General features: G+C 43.6%; 19 protein-coding genes. 7 read left to right on the top strand and 12 right to left on the bottom strand.

What is annotated here, in order from left to right; translation table 11 throughout:
• Positions 1-6 precede the first annotated feature (6 nt).
• Together DH10bf12_RS07580 and DH10bf12_RS07575 are read right to left on the bottom strand one after the other, a co-directional pair.
• The gene (locus DH10bf12_RS07580; protein WP_471738207.1) at positions 7-708 is read right to left on the bottom strand and encodes an amino acid ABC transporter permease; all 702 of its coding nucleotides are present in this window, start codon (positions 706-708) and stop codon (positions 7-9) included.
• Positions 695-1,492 carry an amino acid ABC transporter substrate-binding protein gene (locus DH10bf12_RS07575; RefSeq protein ID WP_471737908.1) on the bottom strand — a complete coding sequence of 266 codons (798 nt, stop codon included), beginning with the start codon at positions 1,490-1,492 and terminating at the stop codon, positions 695-697. Before DH10bf12_RS07575 ends, DH10bf12_RS07580 begins: the two co-directional genes overlap by 14 nt.
• A gap of 188 nt (positions 1,493-1,680) precedes the next feature.
• Between DH10bf12_RS07575 and DH10bf12_RS07570 the strand changes: the two genes are divergently transcribed.
• The 3 genes from DH10bf12_RS07570 to DH10bf12_RS07560 are packed head-to-tail and all read left to right on the top strand — an operon-like array spanning position 1,681 to position 4,062.
• Positions 1,681-3,093 carry an MBL fold metallo-hydrolase gene (locus tag DH10bf12_RS07570; protein WP_471737907.1) on the top strand — a complete coding sequence of 471 codons (1,413 nt, stop codon included), beginning with the start codon at positions 1,681-1,683 and terminating at the stop codon, positions 3,091-3,093.
• Between the two features lie 19 nt (positions 3,094-3,112).
• Entirely contained in the window at positions 3,113-3,460 is a 348-nt protein-coding gene (locus DH10bf12_RS07565; protein WP_471737906.1) for a rhodanese-like domain-containing protein, read from the top strand.
• Positions 3,461-3,480: 20 nt separating this feature from the next.
• Positions 3,481-4,062: a sulfurtransferase TusA family protein gene (locus DH10bf12_RS07560; RefSeq protein WP_471737905.1), complete on the top strand. Its 582-nt coding sequence runs from the start codon at positions 3,481-3,483 to the stop codon at positions 4,060-4,062.
• A gap of 233 nt (positions 4,063-4,295) precedes the next feature.
• Here the strand turns inward: DH10bf12_RS07560 and DH10bf12_RS07555 are convergent, their stop codons facing one another.
• Both DH10bf12_RS07555 and rsgA read right to left on the bottom strand, forming a co-directional pair.
• Positions 4,296-4,934 (bottom strand): DUF4166 domain-containing protein, encoded by a 639-nt coding sequence (locus tag DH10bf12_RS07555; RefSeq protein ID WP_471737904.1) that lies wholly within the window; start codon positions 4,932-4,934, stop codon positions 4,296-4,298.
• Positions 4,935-5,056: 122 nt separating this feature from the next.
• A complete protein-coding gene (rsgA, locus tag DH10bf12_RS07550; RefSeq protein ID WP_471737903.1) occupies positions 5,057-6,109 on the bottom strand; it encodes a ribosome small subunit-dependent GTPase A in 1,053 nt (350 codons plus the stop codon).
• A 459-nt stretch (positions 6,110-6,568) separates the two neighbouring features.
• On the opposite strand from rsgA, the gene DH10bf12_RS07545 reads away from it, so the two are divergent.
• Positions 6,569-7,078 carry a P-loop NTPase family protein gene (locus tag DH10bf12_RS07545; protein WP_471737902.1) on the top strand — a complete coding sequence of 170 codons (510 nt, stop codon included), beginning with the start codon at positions 6,569-6,571 and terminating at the stop codon, positions 7,076-7,078.
• On the opposite strand, the gene DH10bf12_RS07540 is transcribed toward DH10bf12_RS07545, so the two are convergent.
• Positions 7,056-7,664, bottom strand: coding sequence for a class I SAM-dependent methyltransferase (locus tag DH10bf12_RS07540; RefSeq protein ID WP_471737901.1), 609 nt, complete (start codon positions 7,662-7,664; stop codon positions 7,056-7,058). The genes DH10bf12_RS07545 and DH10bf12_RS07540 overlap by 23 nt on opposite strands.
• Before the next feature lie 150 nt (positions 7,665-7,814).
• Here DH10bf12_RS07540 and DH10bf12_RS07535 point away from each other — a divergent pair, with 150 nt between their 5' ends.
• On the top strand, positions 7,815-9,380 hold the full coding sequence (locus DH10bf12_RS07535) for a BCCT family transporter (protein ID WP_471737900.1): 1,566 nt from the start codon (positions 7,815-7,817) through the stop codon (positions 9,378-9,380).
• Positions 9,381-9,428: 48 nt separating this feature from the next.
• Here DH10bf12_RS07535 and DH10bf12_RS07530 read toward each other — a convergent pair whose 3' ends face one another.
• The 7 genes from DH10bf12_RS07530 to DH10bf12_RS07500 form a co-directional block, all read right to left on the bottom strand.
• The gene (locus tag DH10bf12_RS07530; RefSeq protein WP_471737899.1) at positions 9,429-9,911 is read right to left on the bottom strand and encodes a hypothetical protein; all 483 of its coding nucleotides are present in this window, start codon (positions 9,909-9,911) and stop codon (positions 9,429-9,431) included.
• A gap of 150 nt (positions 9,912-10,061) precedes the next feature.
• On the bottom strand, positions 10,062-11,561 hold the full coding sequence (locus tag DH10bf12_RS07525) for a phytoene desaturase family protein (RefSeq protein ID WP_471737898.1): 1,500 nt from the start codon (positions 11,559-11,561) through the stop codon (positions 10,062-10,064).
• 19 nt (positions 11,562-11,580) lie between these two features.
• Positions 11,581-12,135, bottom strand: a complete 555-nt coding sequence (locus DH10bf12_RS07520) for a methyltransferase family protein (protein ID WP_471737897.1) — start codon at positions 12,133-12,135, stop codon at positions 11,581-11,583.
• Positions 12,136-12,473: 338 nt separating this feature from the next.
• Positions 12,474-13,931 (bottom strand): carbon starvation CstA family protein, encoded by a 1,458-nt coding sequence (locus tag DH10bf12_RS07515; protein WP_471737896.1) that lies wholly within the window; start codon positions 13,929-13,931, stop codon positions 12,474-12,476.
• A gap of 138 nt (positions 13,932-14,069) precedes the next feature.
• On the bottom strand, positions 14,070-14,789 hold the full coding sequence (locus DH10bf12_RS07510; RefSeq protein WP_471737895.1) for a LytR/AlgR family response regulator transcription factor: 720 nt from the start codon (positions 14,787-14,789) through the stop codon (positions 14,070-14,072).
• Positions 14,790-14,791: 2 nt separating this feature from the next.
• Positions 14,792-16,552, bottom strand: a complete 1,761-nt coding sequence (locus DH10bf12_RS07505; RefSeq protein WP_471737894.1) for a LytS/YhcK type 5TM receptor domain-containing protein — start codon at positions 16,550-16,552, stop codon at positions 14,792-14,794.
• 125 nt (positions 16,553-16,677) lie between these two features.
• Positions 16,678-16,815: a hypothetical protein gene (locus DH10bf12_RS07500; RefSeq protein WP_471737893.1), complete on the bottom strand. Its 138-nt coding sequence runs from the start codon at positions 16,813-16,815 to the stop codon at positions 16,678-16,680.
• 119 nt (positions 16,816-16,934) lie between these two features.
• On the opposite strand from DH10bf12_RS07500, the gene DH10bf12_RS07495 reads away from it, so the two are divergent.
• Together DH10bf12_RS07495 and DH10bf12_RS07490 are read left to right on the top strand one after the other, a co-directional pair.
• Positions 16,935-17,279 (top strand): CHY zinc finger protein, encoded by a 345-nt coding sequence (locus DH10bf12_RS07495; RefSeq protein ID WP_471737892.1) that lies wholly within the window; start codon positions 16,935-16,937, stop codon positions 17,277-17,279.
• Positions 17,280-17,346: 67 nt separating this feature from the next.
• Positions 17,347-18,141, top strand: coding sequence for an alpha/beta fold hydrolase (locus tag DH10bf12_RS07490; protein ID WP_471737891.1), 795 nt, complete (start codon positions 17,347-17,349; stop codon positions 18,139-18,141).
• The last annotated feature ends 13 nt before the right edge of the window (positions 18,142-18,154 follow it).

Raw genomic sequence — 18,154 nt, 5'->3', positions numbered from 1 at the left:
CACTCCTTACTTCGCGACGTAGCGATCCAGTTTTTTCTCGATCCGGCCCTGGACAATTGACAGGATGAAGCAGACAATCCAGTAGAGGATGGCCGCTGTGATGTATAACTGAAGGAAATCGTAGGTCCTGGCTGCGATTTCCTGTGATTTCCGAAAGAGCTCTACGACTAAAATCTGTGAGGCAAGTGATGTATCTTTTACCAGGCTGATAAATGAATTTGACAGCGGTGGAATTGAGACACGTGTTGCCTGCGGTAAGATGATTCTGCGCAGCGTCTGCGGGTAAGTCATACCAATTGTATACCCTGCCTCCCATTGACCTTTAGGTACTGAGAGGATTGACGCACGGAGAATCTCAGATGCATATGCCCCCACATTTAAAGAGAAGGCAATGACAGCACTTGGAAAAGGTTCTAATGTTACACCAAGGTCCGGCAAACCATAAAAGACAATAAACAACTGAACAAGCAGCGGTGTACCCCGGATGGCTGAGACGTATACTCTTGCAATGCCCGACAGGATTTTGTTACCTGAAAGCCGGGCTAAAGCTGTGAGTAATGCTAAAATCAGACCAAAAGTAAAAGAGAAAAGAGTAAGCGGAATCGTATTTTTGATTCCGCCCTCCACCATTGGTCCAATTGAAGACCAAAACAGCTCCCAGTCTATCAGTGGATCAGCTGCTCCTAATATGAAATTACTGAGAAACATCTTCGCCAAACCATTCTTCAGAGATTTCTGAGAGTGTACCGTCTTCCTTCATGTCTGCAAGATGCTTATTGAATTCTTCCACAAGTTCTTCGTGACCCTGACGGAACATAAATGCACTTTCAGATACGTCGCTTTCTTCTGCAGCAATTTTAATACCTGCATTCGGCTGTTGCTGTTCGAAATCAAGAATTGCAAGCTTATCATTAACTGTTACTTCTGCACGGCCTGTTTTAATCAGTTCAATTGCCTGGGCAAGTCCTTCAACCTGTACAAGCTCTGCACCGTACTCTGTTGCGATATCTGCATAGTTACTTGTCAGTGACTGTGCTGACTGCTTCCCTTCGATATCTTCAAATGAAGTGACATCACTATTGTCTTCAGGTACTACAACGACTGCTGATGAAAGTGTGTATGGCTCTGAGAAATCATACGTCTCAAGGCGCTCATCATTAATACCAACCTGGTTGGCAATGACATCGAAACGCTCTGAGTTCAGCCCTTCAAACATTGAATCCCACTGCGTTTCATTGTACTCAACTTCTACGCCCATGCGTTCTGCAATTTCATTCATGACTTCGACATCATAGCCTGTCAGGGCATCTGACTCATCATGGAAAGTGAATGGTGCATATGTGCCTTCAGTCCCTACTGTAATGACGCCTTCTTCCTGAATTGACTCAAGAAGGTTTTGATCGCCCGCTGAGCTGCTGCTTTCTTCCTCTGAAGATCCGCAACCTGCAAGAACACCTGTTAATAGTAATGATGCTGCTAATGTTTTCTTCATATTAAAAACCACCTATTCTTATCGGAATTATGTCATAAGCATGATTGTACGTCGATTCGGGTAAATTGTAAACAATTAAATTTTTTAAGCTTAGAGGGTTGCATTTATATTCGGGAGATGATTTAATACAAATATACCCCACAGGGTATTAATAAAATCTCTGTGAAACGATCAAGGAGGAGTTATACATGTTATTCCGTTCTTATTTTGATGAAAAACTCGCACAATATTCATATCTGGTAGGATGCCAGCGTACAGGTGAAGCAATCCTGATTGATCCACCACGCGACGTAGAGCCAATTCTTGCAGATGCTAAAAAAGAAGGGCTGAACGTTTCAACTGCGACTGAAACGCATATTCACGCAGACTTCGTTTCCGGTGCACGTCAGCTTGCTGAAAAGCACGGCGTAAAACTTTACCTTTCAGATGAAGGCGACAATGACTGGAAATATCAATATACAGACAACCTGAATGTTCAGCCACTGACGGATGGTGATGAATTCAAGGTTGGTAACATTAAATTTGAAGTGATGCATACACCGGGGCATACGCCCGAGAGTATCTCGTTTGTGTTAACTGACCTTGGCGGCGGTGCTGATAAGCCAATGGGTATCTTTACAGGAGACTTTGTCTTTGTTGGTGATATCGGCCGTCCTGATTTACTTGAAAAAGCTGCTGGTGCTGCAGGTACTGCTGAAACAGGTGCTAAATCAATGTTCAAATCACTTAAGCGCTTCAAGGAGCTGCCTGATCACATGATGGTATGGCCTGGTCATGGCGCAGGCAGTGCCTGCGGTAAATCGCTTGGCGCTGTGCCACAGTCAACGGTCGGTTATGAAAAGCAGTTCAACTGGGCACTGAATGAAGATAATGAGCAGAAATTTATTGAAGAACTGCTGAAGGATCAGCCTGAGGCACCTAAGTATTTTGCCCAGATGAAGAAAGTAAATAAGCTTGGACCTGCAATTGTTGAAGATCCATCAGTTGAGTGGTTCGAAAATGCTGAAGATGTAGTTAATTTCAGCAAACAGGATGGCAACATGCTAATCGATACACGCCAGTCTAATGAAGCTGAAAAAGGACTTGTTCCAGGTTCAATCAACATTCCATTTGGCAAAATGCTGCCGAACTGGGCTGGCTGGTTAGTAGATTATGATGAAAACATTGCACTGATTGTTGAAAAGGATCAGGCTGATGAAGCAATGAAAATTCTGCGTTCTATCCATTTAGATAACGTCGTAAAGCTTGCTGAACCTTCACTGATTGCATCAGTCGCTACTGAAACGTATCAGTCTGTAGATACTGAAGAATTTGCAAAGCAGAAAGACCAGACTGATTATCAGGTCGTTGATGTGCGTAATGATTCTGAATGGAACAGTGGCCGCATTGAGGGAACTGAGCATAAAATGCTTGGCCATCTGCGCACGGAAGGCAAAGAGCTTGATAAGAATAAGCCTGTATTAATCCACTGTCAGTCAGGTGCACGCTCGGCAATTGCTGCAAGTGTGATGCTGTCACTTGGATTTAACGATGTGACACACCTGAATGGCGGATTCAACGCATGGTCTAATAATCGCCCTAAAGAAGTTGTAACGAACTAAAGAAAGGGGCTTACGCTGTATGGAATGGATTTTAATTGGAGCAGTCGTACTCTTCTTCGTCTGGCGCATGATGCCGGCGAAGGGTGTACGCACCATTTCCCCGGATGAATTAAAATCAATGAAAAAAACAAAGGATTCCCAGTGGATCGATGTGAGAACACCTGGAGAATTCAAAGCACGCAATATGAGAGGGTTTGACAATATACCGCTTGGCAGCCTGCCAAATCAGACATCAAAGCTTGACCCTGAAAAAGAAACGATTGTCCTGTGTCAAAGTGGTATGCGCAGTGCACAGGCTGCAAAAATCTTAAAGAAAAAAGGATACAAAAACGTTGCGAATGTCCGTGGCGGAATGAATCAACTTTAACTAAGGAGTGTTTTACTTTTATGAATGCAGATCACAAGTTAGACGCAAAGGGGCTTGCTTGCCCAATGCCAATCGTACGTACAAAGAAATCAATGGCGAACCTTCAGGAGGGTGAAGTACTTGAGATCACAACGACTGATCAGGGTTCCCTTGCAGATATGAAAGCATGGTGTAAGTCTACAGGTAACGAATACCTGTCAGGTACTGAAGAAGGAAAAGTACAGGTGCACTATATTAAGCGCGTTGAAAAGAAGCAGTATGTGCCTAAAACAGAACTGAAGTCTATTTCAAATGAAGAGCTTGAAGCGATTATCGCTGAAAAGCCTGCAGTCATCCTTGATGTGCGCGAGCCTGAAGAGTATGCAGGTGGTCATATTCCTGGTGCTCACTCAGTTCCGCTTGCTCAGGTTGAAAACTATATTGCAGCACTTCCTGAGGAAGAAACAGTCTATGTGCTTTGTAAATCAGGAAAACGCAGTCAGGCTGCATGCGACAACATCAGATCAAATGGCCGTGAAAACCTGATCCGTGTAACGCCGGGTATGAGTGAATGGAATGGACCAATTGCGACTTCACTTGCAGCAACTGCAGGTGCTAGATAGATTTATGTGGAACCCGAAAAGCAGAGGCTTTTCGGGTTTTTTGGTGGTTTTTGCGGGGCGGGCTGTTGGTTCGTGGAATGATTGCTGATGTTCGGAGAATGTGGCGCGTGGTTCAAAGAATAATATGTCATGTTCGGAGAATAACACTGGTGGTTCATAGAATAATCGCCATGGTTCTTAGAAAAGTGTAATTTGACCTACACCGGCAACACGAAAAAACCGGAGAGTACCTTCTACTCTCCGGCATCAATTGTTGGAAATAACATCTCCACAGATCCTTTATAAGACAAAATCGTCCCGAACAAAGGCTGATAAATATGAATATGAACATCAAAAAGTTCTGTCTGATCATTATATTCCTCGAGCACTGTAGCTCTTACACCAAGCAGTCGCGGAATCTTCCAGTATTTCCTGCCGAAATGAAGAGTCATATCACGCGAAGTTAACAGCATTCCACCTGTCTGTGTTGCTTTCAGATTAAGTGGCAGCCGAGCGATCCCCCACTGGTCAGTGAAGTTATCGACCGAGTTCGGCGCTTCCCCTTCTTTCATTTTGTCATAAAAGCAGCGGACGGTTTCCGGGAATGTAAAGCTGCGTCTCCATGACATTGTTTCCCGGCCGTGCCTGTCGCGGTATGCAGCATTCTCCATATAAAAAGGGATTTCCTCTCCCCTTTCAGGAAAAGCGAAATTCATTTTCACACCTAAGTGGGACACTTTCCGCACAAGTTTAGAACCGCCTTTGATTTCGTGCATCGTTCCCTTAGTAATTACTTTATAGTCAGATGAACTGTTCAGCGCATATTTTTGTTGAAGACCTGGATGCATCTTTTCAAACTCCGCACCCATTGCTTTTTGAAACATCGATTTCATCCGGACACGCCTCCTTTGGGCTTACTATACACATTCATTATATCACGGAACGCGATCCATTCCCTGATCCGGTCTGCAAAAGCGCCACTCATCAACCTGATGAGTGGCGCTGAATGTTGCCGTTATTTGTGAATCTGTTTCTGATACTGGGAGATCTTTTTCCATTTCTTCTTTTCTAAAATTTGTTCACGTCTGTTTGATTTTCTATCAAGGTAAGCGAGTTCTTTTTGCAGCTTTACGTAACTGTTATAACGATCCTGCTCAAGCTCCCCATTTTCAATGGCTGCTTGTATTGCACAACCTGGCTCTGTTTCATGACTGCAATCTCTGAACTGGCATGCTTCAGCCAGCGTTTCGATATCCTGAAAACCCTGTGAGAGACCGCTGTCTGACTCCCATAGCTGCAGCTCCCTCATTCCCGGCGTGTCAATGATCACACCCTTATCAGGAAGCATAATCAGTTCTCTATGTGTCGTCGTATGCTTTCCCTTGCTGTCGTCTTCCCGTATGTCATTGACCATCATTTTTTCTTCGCCGATCAGCGCGTTGATGATCGACGACTTCCCTACACCTGATGAGCCCATCACAGCGACCGTCATGCCTTCAGTGATATGATCCTTTAATGCATCGAGCCCGGCTCCGGTGTGAGCACTGGTGACGAGAACAGGCACGCCCATTGCAGCGGCCTCTGCTTCTGCTGCTTTTTCTTCGCTATCATCACAGAGGTCAGCTTTTGATAAAACAACAACCGGATTCGCACCGCTTTCCCATGCGGCAATCAGATACCTTTCCAGTCTTCGCAGATTAAAATCATGGTTAAGTGACATGACCAAAAAGGCAATATCAATATTGGCAGCGACAATTTGTTCATGTGTGACCTCACCTGCTGCTTTTCTGGAGAATTTAGATGTCCGCTCAAGCACCTGGTGAATCATCGCATGTCCCTCACCTGAAGGCAGGGAGGCCATTACCCAGTCACCAACGGCAGGATAATCTTCTCTTACAGCTGCCTGGTGACGGTATTTCCCTGTGACTTCTGCTAAATGGATTGAGGTGTCTGTTTGTATTTTGTACAGATTTTTATATTCAGTAATGATTCTTGCAGGTGTGAGGTCTGATTGACCTGCTTTCTCCTGCCATTTTTTGTTCCATCCTAATTTCGTTAATGTATTCAATGTTGGTTCCTCCTGTTTTTCAAATAAAAAAGTCCGCTGATTTGTGTGTGTACACAAACCCGCGGACTTCTGGTGTTTAAACAGAAAGATCCTATTCCTTAGTTGGAAGCCTCTAAATGGGCAAACGGGTTGTGTACAATTGAAACAATGATCTTTTTAAGGTTTCTCATCGTACATCACGCCCTTTCCAAATACTTCTTGTTCATTATAATTGAAAGCGCTATGATTGACTAGCGGTTTTTAAGAATTCAATTAAATTTCTTATTTTGGCTGACGATTTTCACTTCAGGGGAACGCTTTCCGCGGACGAACGCTCAGGCCAGGCAGAATAGCACTGCCTTCCGGGGTCTTTCACGATCGTTTTTCCGCAGGAGTCGCCCCCTTGCGCTTCAATCATTAGCTGTGCAGATAGATTGATGGATTTCAGTAATTCTAAATCTTACCCAGGGAGGTTTTACAATGAAAAAAATTCTAATTATCGGTTCTGGCGGTGCAGGGAAGTCGACGCTTGCTAAGCAATTGGGCAGGAGACTTTCTATTCCGGTACATCATCTTGATACGATTTTCTGGAAACCTGGATGGACACCTACTGACCGGGAAACGTTCCGGGCTGAAGTGGAGGTAGTGATGCAAGATGAAGAGTGGATTATGGATGGTAACTTCAGAGGTACGCTTGATAGCAGACTTCAGAAGTGTGACACGGTGATTTTTCTTCACTATTCAAGATGGACCTGCCTGCGTCGCGCAGTTAAACGAAGACTGATGTATCATGGAAAAAGCCGTCCGGATATGACGGAAGGCTGTAATGAAAAGATTGATCTGGACTTTTTGAAATGGATTTATTTTTATAACGACCGGCATGTTCCTGACACACTTGAGAAGCTGCGTCTATCAGACATAGAAAACATCATTATTTTGAATTCCCCTGCTAAAACAGCAAAATGGATTAGCTCTGTCTCTTCTTTTTGAATCCGACAGCAGTGACTGCCATCTCCGGCCAGAAGTTCCGGTAAGTAAGTGTTACGTGTTCAAACCCTGCTTTCTCCAGGCGGTGGTACATATCATTTCCCATCATTCTTGTCAGGTTCGGGCTTGCTGTTTCTTCTCTTGGCTGCATGGTAATGACAATACGCCCGTCATCTTTTAATGCTGAATATAATTTTTCAAGTGCCTTGTCCGGGTCTTCCCATATCGTAAAGTTATTAACTGAAAGAATTTTATCATAATATTTTTCAGGCAGATTGATATGCTCTGCTTTCCCCTGCATGATTCTTACTTTTCCATTTTCAAGCTGTTTTTTGAGCCTTTTTTCAGCAAGCTGAGCCATAGCTGCTGAGGCATCCAGCCCGTCTACTGTGACTCCTTTTTTCAACAGGTTCTCAAGACACACCCCTGGACCAAATCCGATTTCAAGTACGTGTTCACCGGGATGGAGATCCAGACAACCTGATGCCCAACGGTTGAGTTTTCGGTTTTCTTTTGACATGATGAAACCAGCCACTTTTCCTGCTTTTCCCTCCGGGTGGCTGAACTGCTTAAAAAATGGAACTGTCATTTTTCGCACCTGCCTCGTTTATGTTGTACAGTTACTTTTTACTGTTTTTCACTATTCTAAACTTTCCAATAAGCTGTTTAGTCATTTTACATATAGGGAATTAAGCACTAAGGTGGATCAAAATAACCAGGACATCAGAAAGGAGACAACATGAAAAAAGAGAAAAAAGAGAAAAAACCGCTTGGCAGAGTATTTTACATATCCGCTGCAATCATTGCTACACTTGTGCTGATTGGAGCATTCCTACCTAACCAGTTTGCCGCGGGTGCGAATGCTGCGTTCGGATTCACAACCCAATCGTTTGGGTGGCTATATTTATTAGCTGTGTTCTTCTTTGTATTATTTCTTATTTTTATTGCCTTAAGCAGGTATGGACGTGTCAGACTTGGCGGGGATGACGAGCGCCCGGATTATCCGGTTTTCACCTGGATCGGGATGTTATTCTCAGCAGGATTTGGTGTAAGTCTTGTATTCTGGGGAATTGCAGAGCCAATGAGCCACTTTTACACTTCACCTGAAGCTGGAGTTGAGCCATTCACTGAAGAAGGTGCCAGACTTTCAATGGCTTATTCATTTTTCCACTGGGGAGTCAGTCAGTGGGCAACGTTCGCCATTGTCGGCTTGATCATTGCATACTTCCAGTTCCGCAGAAAAACGAATGGTTTAATTTCAACCAGCCTTTCACCAATTATCAAAGAAGGAAAAATGAAACAGCCTCTTAGCCAGACAATCGATATCCTTGCAGTCATTGCAACGGTAATGGGGGTTGCAACATCTCTTGGACTGGGTATTCTGCAGATCAATGGCGGTCTGAACAGTGTACTTGATATTCCAAATAACGCCTTTGTACAGGTGATGATCACATTAGTGTTAACTGCACTATTCCTGCTATCAACTACAACTGGTATTGATAAGGGGATTAAATGGCTGAGTAATATCAACCTTGGTGTAGCACTACTACTAATGATTTTTGTATTCTTTGTTGGACCAACAGTCTTTATTCTTGAAACTTTTGTACTCGGTCTTGGAGACTATATTACAAACTTTGTCCGATACAGCCTGCGTCTTCAGCCGTATGTAGAGGGTACCTGGGTTCGTGACTGGACAATCTTCTACTGGGCATGGGCAATTGCATGGTCGCCATTTGTCGGCGCATTTATTGCACGTGTATCAAGAGGACGTACGATCCGTGAGTTTGTTGTCGGCGTACTGATTGTTCCTCCAGCCATTGCAATCTTATGGATTGCTGTATTTGGCGGTACTGCACTGCACCTTGATTTGTTCCAGGGCACTTCGATTGCAGAAGCAGTTAATAATGATTTAACAAGTGCATTGTTCTCAACTTTTGATCAATTACCGTTATCAACAGTGCTATCTGTATTATCGATTCTGCTGATTCTGACATTCCTGATCACTTCAGCCGATTCAGCGACATACATTATCAGCAGCATGACAACTAGCGGCGGACTCAATCCACCTTTAGTTGTACGTATTATCTGGGGCTTACTGCTTGGCTCTATTGCAGCTGTGTTGCTAGTAGCCAGCGGACTTGAAGGCTTGCAGACAGCCTCGCTCGTCTCTGCTTTACCATTTACAGTGATTCTGCTGTTTATGATCTTTACGCTATTCAGCTTACTGCGAAAAGAATTTCCGCGTCCTAAATTAAAGACAGCTAAACAATTGAAGGCGGAAAGAAAAGCACGTGAAGAAAATTAATTTTCAAAACTGCCGGGGACATCTTCCCCGGCAGTTTTTCTTTGATCATTATTCTTCTTCAGCTTCCTCCTGCGCTGCCAGCATGCGTGCCTGCTTAATATCAATCTCCTGCTCTATTGATAAAGGGACGTCACCACGGGGCATACGCCATCTGACGTGCCACGGAAATAACTCCTTCATACTCTCCTCATAAAGTTCCCCTTCCTCAGGCACTTCGTATCCTGTTACTTTCCCATTTTCCATCAGCAATTTCACAGCAAGCGATGCGCCTGATCCCGTCTCGTTTTCTTCTGGCAGAAACTCTTCAAAGGCATACCAGACATACAGTTCTTCTTCATTTCCACCGTATACTTTGAAAGAATCAGTTACTTCACCCTGATTGTTCACATAAGCAAGTTCTTTTTTTAAGTAGGCAGAAGCGCTGTTAGCATTGTACTCAGGGATTGTAGCAATGATATTCACAGCTATAATCGCTGCGGTTGTGAGTGAAATGACGGTTAGTCCGATTTTGGCAGATTTTTTTAATCTCATGTCTGGATCATCCCCTAAGCCCTTTTCTCTTATATTCTCCAACCGTTTGGAAAATCCTGTTTAACTATTGAAAAATTTTCTGATCCGCAAAAAAACTGCCTGCGTATCAGTTTTCACTGATACGACAGACAGTTTTTCAATTTGAGCTGCTTATGAAGGCTGCTTTTGCGTTTCATGTTCCTTGATCAGATCTGCTGTCAGCTGACCTGATAGTGTTACCATTGGTACGCCGCCGCCCGGGTGAGTCGAGCCTCCGACAAAGTAGAGGTTGTCATAAAGCTCACTTTTAGCCGGAATCTTAAAGCCGCCGTTCTTTTTCTTATCTGAAGCGACACCATAGATTGAGCCGCCATTTGGTCCGTACAGCTCTTCAAGGTCTTCAGGTGTAAAACGGTATTCGAATTCAATTGAGTCTCTGAGTCCCTTCATACCGTTTCTCTCAAGCTTATCAAGGACAAGTTCACGATATTCTGCCCAGTCATATTTGCCCTGATCTCCTTCTTTTAAAGGTGGAACGTGCGTCAGAACGAACAGGTTGTCCTTCCCTTTTGGCGCCTGCGTTTCATCTGAGCGTGCAGAAATGCCAATATAGACTGTTGGGTCATCTGATGGGATACCCTTTTCAAAAATATCATGGAATTCTTTCTCAGGGTTTTCCGAGAAGAAGAAGTTATGATGCTTCAGGTCTGTAAACTCACGGTCCACACCAAGCAGCAGAACAAGTCCTGATACACTCGGTACGAACTTCTTATTCAGCTTCTTCGCTTCCTTTTTCCCTTCCTTATGCGGTACAAGGTTGCGGTAGGCAGGGATGGCTTCAAGGTTGGATACGACAATATCCGCTTCATGAAGCGTACCGTCTGCTGTACGGATTCCTGTTACTTCCTTGCCCTCAATCACAAGGTGATCAACAGGCGTATTCAGCTGAATGTCTACACGCAGTTCATTCAACAGTTTCTTCATACCTTCAGCGATATTATACATGCCGCCTTTTACATAATGAATACCAAGTCCAAGCTGTACATAGATCAGCTGATTTAAGATCGCCGGTGCCTGGTATGGATTAGATCCTACATACATGACGAAGAAATTGAACATCTGTTCAAGATATTTGTTATTCAGACGCTTATTCGTCCCACCTGCCACAGTACTTAAAGGATCCATCGCCATTAGTTCTTTTAATGTATGGTGCTGCTTCAGATCCTTTAAATCAGCAATGCTGTATTTGTAGAAACTCTTCATGCAAAGCTCATACATATTTTCAGCATAATGAATCAGCTCAGTCAGCTTAGCAGATGTGTCTCCGGATACCTTTTTCATTTCTTCGAGCATATCAGGCAGGTCGCTTGTCACATCGATTTTCGTTCCATCTTCAAAGAAGGTGCGCCACTGTGGCTCGACTCTTTCAATTGTTATGTAATCCTCAACTCTTCTGTGAACGCTTGAAAACAGCTGTTCAAGTACCCATGGCATTGTTAAAATTGATGGCCCTGTATCAAAGCTGAATCCTTTTCCTTCTCTTTTATTCAGCTTCCCACCTACATTACTGTTTTTCTCAAGGATCTTTACATCATACCCATCTCCTGCAAGGCGAATTGCTGCTGACATGCCAGCAAGTCCTGCTCCAACTACGATTGCTTTTTTCTTCATACTTCCACTCCCTTTTTTATCAGTATATAAACGGAATCAGCCTGTATCTGTGCTTCATCCATTCTTCGTATTCCGGTCCAAACTTTGAAATCAGCAGTTTCTCTTCATAACGGATCCGTATTAACAGCGTGATCGTCAGAAGAACTGCGCCTGCAAGCGTTGCGATGATGCTGGAAAAAAATAACGTCATGCCTGTCCCAATAAAAAAAAGACCGGTATAAAGCGGATGACGCAATTTACTGTAAGGACCTGTGCTGACAATCTGGTCACCTTCCCTCACCGTCACATGACGTGTGAACTGAGCTTTCAGATGCAGAATGCCCCAGTATCTGAGACCAACACCTGCAGCAAACAGGATGAGCCCTGTCCAGGTCACAATAGCTTCTGCCCCGGTTCCTCTCAGTTCCTGCAGGATCAGCGCAAGTCCGATCATGCCAAGGAGGCTCAGGAGAATGTAGTAAAAGGATTTCTGCTCAAGCGGATCGCCTTCTCCGGTGCCGCGATTGCGGAAGAATATAAATTCCCCAATCCATGCAATACTCACAATAATAAATATCCATTCAGCTAGAGACATTGGATTCTCCTTCCGCTTTCATTGCTCCTTTTAAATATATAGAATTTTCTGAACTAAAACAATGATTAATAGGCACTTATATAGCTGTTATTTCCTATTTTGAACAGAAAAAAACCTTCTTATTGATAAAAGAAGGTTTTCTTCGATAATGGTTATACTATGCCTGATAATTTCCGCTTCAGGGGGACGCTTTCCGCGGACGAACGCTCAGGCAGAAGAGCACTGTCTTCCGGGGTCTCGACCGTTTTCCCGCAGGAGTCGCCCCCTTACGCTCCAATGATCAGGTGTGCATGTACAATGATCGGCTTTAATGAATTATTTTAGATGTTTGCTGTCATTTATGCTGACTGCTCAAGTTCCTCATCCACTACGATTGGACGGAGACCTGAATCACTTGCAGCAAGACGTGCTTTGACTGTATAGAAAAAGGCTGCAATGGAGGCTGCTGTAATGAGCGCAGCACCTGCATATGCCCATTCTATCGGCAGACGGAAACCGATTTCTGCATTTAAAATATAAGTAAAGGTTGCCATCGTGATGAATGCTGCCGGAACTGCTGCGATCCAGAAATTTTTACGCTGCAGTGCCAGGTACATCGCGCCTACCCACAAAGCGATCATTGCCGTTGACTGATTGGCCCATGAGAAATACCTCCACAGCAGATTAAAATCAACCTGTGTCAGTACAATTGAAATCACAAAGAGTGGTAATGCAATCCATAGACGATTTGAGATTTTCTTTTGACCGATTCTAATATAATCCGCGATAATCATACGTGCACTTCTGAAAGCTGTGTCTCCTGATGTAATTGGTAGAATAATGACCCCGATGATCGCAAGTGTTCCACCAATTGCACCAAGCGTTGTAATTGATACTTCTCTTACAACTGCAGCAGGTCCGCCTGCAGCCAGAATTTCATTCAGGTCTGCTCCATTGAACAGTGCCATTCCAGCTGCCGCCCAGATCATCGCAATAACCCCTTCTAAGATCATCATGCCATAAAAGATTTTTCTGCCTTGACCCTCTTTTTGTGTCGTTCTTGAAATGATTGGTGATTGTGTAGCATGGAAACCTGACAGTGCACCACAAGAAATCGTTAAAAATAGCAGTGGGAATACAGCAAGTCCTGCAGGATGCATATTTTCAAAAGTCATCTCTGGAATCGGATGTCCCTGAACAACCAGTGCACCACCAATCCCAATTGCACTGACCACCAGCAATGCGCCAAAGATCGGATAAAGGCGTCCGATAATTTTATCAACCGGAAGCAGTGTGGCCACAATATAATAAAGGAAAATACAGACAATAATCGCACCAAGTGTCACCCATGCAGGTGAAATATCAGCGATCAGTGCTGCCGGCGCTGTAACAAATACTGTCCCGACAAGCACCAGCAAAAGAATGGAAAATGCATTAACGACATGTCTGAATGCTTTTCCGAGAAATTTCCCTGCAAGTTCAGGAAGATGCGCTCCTTTGTTTCTGATTGAGATCATACCTGTTAAATAGTCGTGAACCGCTCCGGCAAAAATGCATCCGAACACAATCCATAAAAACGCAACCGGTCCGTAAAGCGCCCCCATAATCGGACCAAAGATCGGACCGACGCCTGCAATATTCAGTAATTGAATCATTGAATTTCTCTTCGTATCCATTGGCACATAATCCACACCATCTGCATTAGCATAAGCTGGTGTCATACGCTCTTCTTTCACCCCGAATACTTTCTCTACAAACTTTCCGTACGTAAAATACCCAATAATTAAGATGGCAATTGCGACGAGAAATGTAACCATTGATGTTTCCCCCTCATCTATTTTGTATCCGCTTACATTCTATCGCCTCCGTTCATTTTTTGGACAAGTTTTGGTCAACATGACAATAATTCTGGCTGAAAAGTAAAAATAAACGCCTGAACTGTATGAAGAGATTCTTCACAGTTCAAGCGTTTCCCGTAACTCTTTTACATAATTTCTACTGACTGGAATCAGCTTTTGACTATTTCTTACTTTCAATTCAAATACATTGGTACTCCATGAGACGAGCTCTTCCACTTTTTTAATATTCACCAGGTAGCCTTTATGTACCCGGAAAAATGAGTGGTGCTTTAATTTCTGCTCAAGTTCTTTAAGCGATAGTTTTGTTTGATACGTCCCTTTTTCACTGACCAGAAACGTATCGCGACCCTCCCTGTACACATAAAGAAGTTCTTCCGGCTCAAGGTATATAATGCGATCTTCACTCTGAACAGCCAGTCTCCCTGCAGACGGCGGCTTAGATTCCGGAGGCTGCAGTCTGGTTTTAAGGCGATTGACTGCCTGCATCAGCTGCTGTTCATCAAATGGTTTTAATAGATAATCCACTGCTTCGACCCGGAACGCTTTAACAGCATAATCCTGATAGGCTGTCGCAAAAATAATGGCCGGCGGCTTTTTCATATGCTGAAGTGTTTCTGCAAGCTCAACACCATTCATGCCGGTCATTTCAATATCCAGAAACAATACATCCGGCTCTTTCGTCAGAATGATTTCCATTGCCTTTTCAGCAGACGGTGCTTCACCAATCACCAGAATATCAGGATACTCAGATAAAAGATGGAGCAGTTCCTGTCTGCTCAGTGGCTCATCATCAATAATCACTGCGCGTATCTCCATTGTTACATCACCTCTTCCAGACGCTTCGCGTTCGGATCTGGAACTGAAAAACTGATAACAGTTCCTTTCCCTTTTTCTGAGTGGATCGACAGCCTGGACTTTTCATCTATCATTTTAACCAGACGCTCATTCAGATTATACAGACCGATTCCTGTGCCTTTTTCAGAAGCAACCGGGCTTTCTAGAAGGGAAGCAATTCTGTCTGAATCAATTCCTTCTCCGTTATCCTCAACCTCTATTTTAATTCTATTTTCCTCTTTATTGGCTCTGACAATTAACCTGCCATCCTCGCTCTTCCCCTTCAACCCATGCTTGACTGCATTTTCAACAAGCGGTTGAAGTGTTAGTGGAGGTACTGACGCTAAAAGAGCTTCATCTGCAATGGCATAATATACATCCAGCCGGTCATAAAATCTTGCTTCTTCAATCGATAAATAGGATTTCACGTGCTCGACCTCTTCACTCAGTGTTGAAACCTGCCGCGTGGTGCCTGCTAAGTTCTGCCTGAAGAATGCTGACAGGGAAATTAACAGCTTCCTTGCATGGTCAGGATTCGTTCTGATTAAAGATACGATTGTATTAAGCGCATTAAATAAGAAATGAGGGCTGACCTGGGCCTGGAGCATTTTAATTTCCGATTCCCTAGCAAGTTCTTTATGTTTTTCTCCGTCTGCAATTTCAAGCTGATGACTAAGCAGCGTTGATAATCCACGGATCAGTTCAAGCATAATTGGCGAGATCATCCGCTCTGAAGAGAAATAGACCTTTAATGTTCCAATCGTCTGATCTTTCCTTTTTAAGGGAGCAATGACGGCTGCCTGCAGCATACAATCCGGATTATCACACTGAATGGACTCTTTTCCGACAGTAACACCCTGACCGGATTCAATAACGTATTTTGTTGCTTCGGTTCGGATCTCTTCACCTGTTCCGTGATGATCAAGACCATTCCCAATATGAGATAGAATCTTATTCCTGTCCGTAATTGCAACAGCTAAAGACGGGATTTCCTTATATAAAATGGCGCATACTTCTCCAGCTGACACAGGCGTTAATCCTTTTCTCATATGCGTCAGTGTAAGATTCGCGACTCTAAGTGCCTTTTGCGATTGAACAGCTCCCATACGTTCCTCTTCCTGAATGACACTTCTAATAATCAGGACAAATAATGCTGTTCCAATTCCATTTGCAATAATCATCGGCAGGCCAATATCCTGCACAAGCGCAAAAGCCAGGTCAAATGGACGCGCTATACCAAGAATGATCAGCATCTGAACCGCTTCTGCAGATGCTCCTACAATAAATGCCACCTGAGGCGTGACAATCCGGTTCTTTTTCTGTTTTTTAGAAATCATACCGGCGATTGCTCCGGCAACAATGGTTGCGAGACCACATGCTAAACCTGTAAAGCCACCAAGGAAAAAGCGGTGAACGCCAGCGATCAGGCCTGCTCCTACACCGATTCTCCAGCCTCCAAGAAGCCCCGCTACTACAACACCGAGCACCCTGGAGTTGGCAAGCGCCTCGTCTTCACCTAATACAGTTGTCCACCTATACATTGAATCATCTATCGGGTTTACAACAATCCCTGTATACGTGCCGATAATACCGAAACAGCCGAATACGATCACTAAAAGCAGCCGTTGCCTGAAGTTAATCTGCAGCTGCGCATCAAACAGTTTTCTGAAAAACGGCAGTCTTGTCAGCAGGAAGGCAACAGTTACAATGATACCAAGTCTCTCAAGCATTGCGAGTACAAGCATAAAATCACCTTCTGAATTTTTGTTAACGCTATCATATCACCTTTTTGGGGACTTAGCTTTTTTCATATTAATGAAGAATTCCTTCAATTTGAGAATAATTCCTTCAGGATCCTCTACTGATTCACTCAATCCTGAAATGATTCCTTCAAAATCGACATTAATTCCTTCAGCAGTCGTCCGGCAGAGCCTAATTCTTTCATACAGATACAGATTCCCTTCATCCATCCAGTCAATTCAATCAACTCTGCAAACAATTCCTTCATTATCTCTGCCACTACCGCTTTATGAAAGACACACTTTTATGTATGCAGCAGCCAATTTCCATAAAGCTTATAAAAATAGATTGATGAATATGGTAAGCTAAAGTCATCGAGGTGAAAATATGAATCCGACACAATTTATTCACGGTCATAAAGTGTACGGTGCGCTCACAGATTCTGAGACAAGATGTTCACATTATCATAGTGAAAGAGATATTATAGCAATCAAATTTTACTGCTGCGGTCAATACTTCCCATGTGTAAGCTGCCATGAGGAAAGTGGCTGCGGTAATAGACAGGTGTGGCCGGCAGAACGTTTTGATGAAAAAGCAATTCTGTGCGGAAAATGTGGAGTCGAGCTGACGATTCATGAATATCTCTCGTCACATTCCCGGTGTCCATCCTGCCTTTCAGCCTTCAATCCAGGATGCGACCTGCACAAACACTTATACTTCGAAACCTTTTAATGGTTGATTGTAAGACTAATAGTGTGTTTATATTATAGAAGAAAAAGCCTGTAGAGGAGTTGCCCCTTTGCTACATTATCGAACATATTTTTCACAGCAGTCCCTCCCCTGGGTGACATTCATTCACGGAGCGGGAGGCAGTTCAAGTATATGGTTCAAACAAGTTAAAGAATATAGAAAACATTTTAATGTACTGGTTATTGACCTCCGCGGACACGGTCAGTCTGAGCGCGGACGCTGGAGAAAAGGTGATACATTTAAAGATATTGCAAGAGAAGTAATTGATGTGCTCGATGCAGAAGGCATTAAGCACTCTCACTTTATCGGTATTTCACTCGGTACAATCGTGGTTCAGACAATTACCAGTGAATATACGCAATATGTGCGCTCCCAGACTTTATGCGGTGCGATTATCCAGCTTGATATCCGCACAAAGTTCTTACTTTGGGTCGGGCGCACGGCTAAGCGTTTTGTTCCTTATATGCTGCTTTATAAGCTGTTTGCATGGATCATCATGCCGAACAGAGACCATGAAGAATCACGCCTGGCTTTTGTGAATTCAGCAAAAAAAATGTGTCAGAAGGAATTTATTAAGTGGTTCTCATTAACCAGAATGATCAATCCTTATCTGGCAAAATTACAGCTTGATCATAAAGGCGTCCCTACGTTCTTTGTAATGGGTCAGGAGGATTACCTGTTCAGAGCACCTGTGGAAGAACTGGTGAAAAGAGATCCTTCACTGAACTATGTAACAATCCGTAAATCCGGTCACGTATGTAATATTGACCAGCCACAGGAATTTAATGAACGCACAATCGAATATATCAAACAACAGGAAGAAATATTTTCTGTAACCGGCTGATGGTTCAGCCGGT

Source organism: Jeotgalibacillus sp. 10bf12 (assembly GCF_055597105.1).
This window is presented reverse-complemented; position numbering and strand designations above follow the sequence as displayed.

What these genes read in the sequence shown, in the direction of transcription:
- DH10bf12_RS07580 (WP_471738207.1), bottom strand. Translation starts at nt 708, where the DNA reads ATGTTTCTCAGTAATTTCATATTAGGAGCAGCTGATCCACTGATAGAC.
- DH10bf12_RS07575 (WP_471737908.1), bottom strand. Translation starts at nt 1,492, where the DNA reads ATGAAGAAAACATTAGCAGCATCATTACTATTAACAGGTGTTCTTGCA.
- DH10bf12_RS07570 (WP_471737907.1), top strand. Translation starts at nt 1,681, where the DNA reads ATGTTATTCCGTTCTTATTTTGATGAAAAACTCGCACAATATTCATAT.
- DH10bf12_RS07565 (WP_471737906.1), top strand. Translation starts at nt 3,113, where the DNA reads ATGGAATGGATTTTAATTGGAGCAGTCGTACTCTTCTTCGTCTGGCGC.
- DH10bf12_RS07560 (WP_471737905.1), top strand. Translation starts at nt 3,481, where the DNA reads ATGAATGCAGATCACAAGTTAGACGCAAAGGGGCTTGCTTGCCCAATG.
- DH10bf12_RS07555 (WP_471737904.1), bottom strand. Translation starts at nt 4,934, where the DNA reads ATGAAATCGATGTTTCAAAAAGCAATGGGTGCGGAGTTTGAAAAGATG.
- DH10bf12_RS07545 (WP_471737902.1), top strand. Translation starts at nt 6,569, where the DNA reads ATGAAAAAAATTCTAATTATCGGTTCTGGCGGTGCAGGGAAGTCGACG.
- DH10bf12_RS07540 (WP_471737901.1), bottom strand. Translation starts at nt 7,664, where the DNA reads ATGACAGTTCCATTTTTTAAGCAGTTCAGCCACCCGGAGGGAAAAGCA.
- DH10bf12_RS07535 (WP_471737900.1), top strand. Translation starts at nt 7,815, where the DNA reads ATGAAAAAAGAGAAAAAAGAGAAAAAACCGCTTGGCAGAGTATTTTAC.
- DH10bf12_RS07530 (WP_471737899.1), bottom strand. Translation starts at nt 9,911, where the DNA reads ATGAGATTAAAAAAATCTGCCAAAATCGGACTAACCGTCATTTCACTC.
- DH10bf12_RS07525 (WP_471737898.1), bottom strand. Translation starts at nt 11,561, where the DNA reads ATGAAGAAAAAAGCAATCGTAGTTGGAGCAGGACTTGCTGGCATGTCA.
- DH10bf12_RS07520 (WP_471737897.1), bottom strand. Translation starts at nt 12,135, where the DNA reads ATGTCTCTAGCTGAATGGATATTTATTATTGTGAGTATTGCATGGATT.
- DH10bf12_RS07515 (WP_471737896.1), bottom strand. Translation starts at nt 13,931, where the DNA reads ATGGTTACATTTCTCGTCGCAATTGCCATCTTAATTATTGGGTATTTT.
- DH10bf12_RS07510 (WP_471737895.1), bottom strand. Translation starts at nt 14,789, where the DNA reads ATGGAGATACGCGCAGTGATTATTGATGATGAGCCACTGAGCAGACAG.
- DH10bf12_RS07505 (WP_471737894.1), bottom strand. Translation starts at nt 16,552, where the DNA reads ATGCTTGTACTCGCAATGCTTGAGAGACTTGGTATCATTGTAACTGTT.
- DH10bf12_RS07500 (WP_471737893.1), bottom strand. Translation starts at nt 16,815, where the DNA reads ATGAAGGAATTGTTTGCAGAGTTGATTGAATTGACTGGATGGATGAAG.
- DH10bf12_RS07495 (WP_471737892.1), top strand. Translation starts at nt 16,935, where the DNA reads ATGAATCCGACACAATTTATTCACGGTCATAAAGTGTACGGTGCGCTC.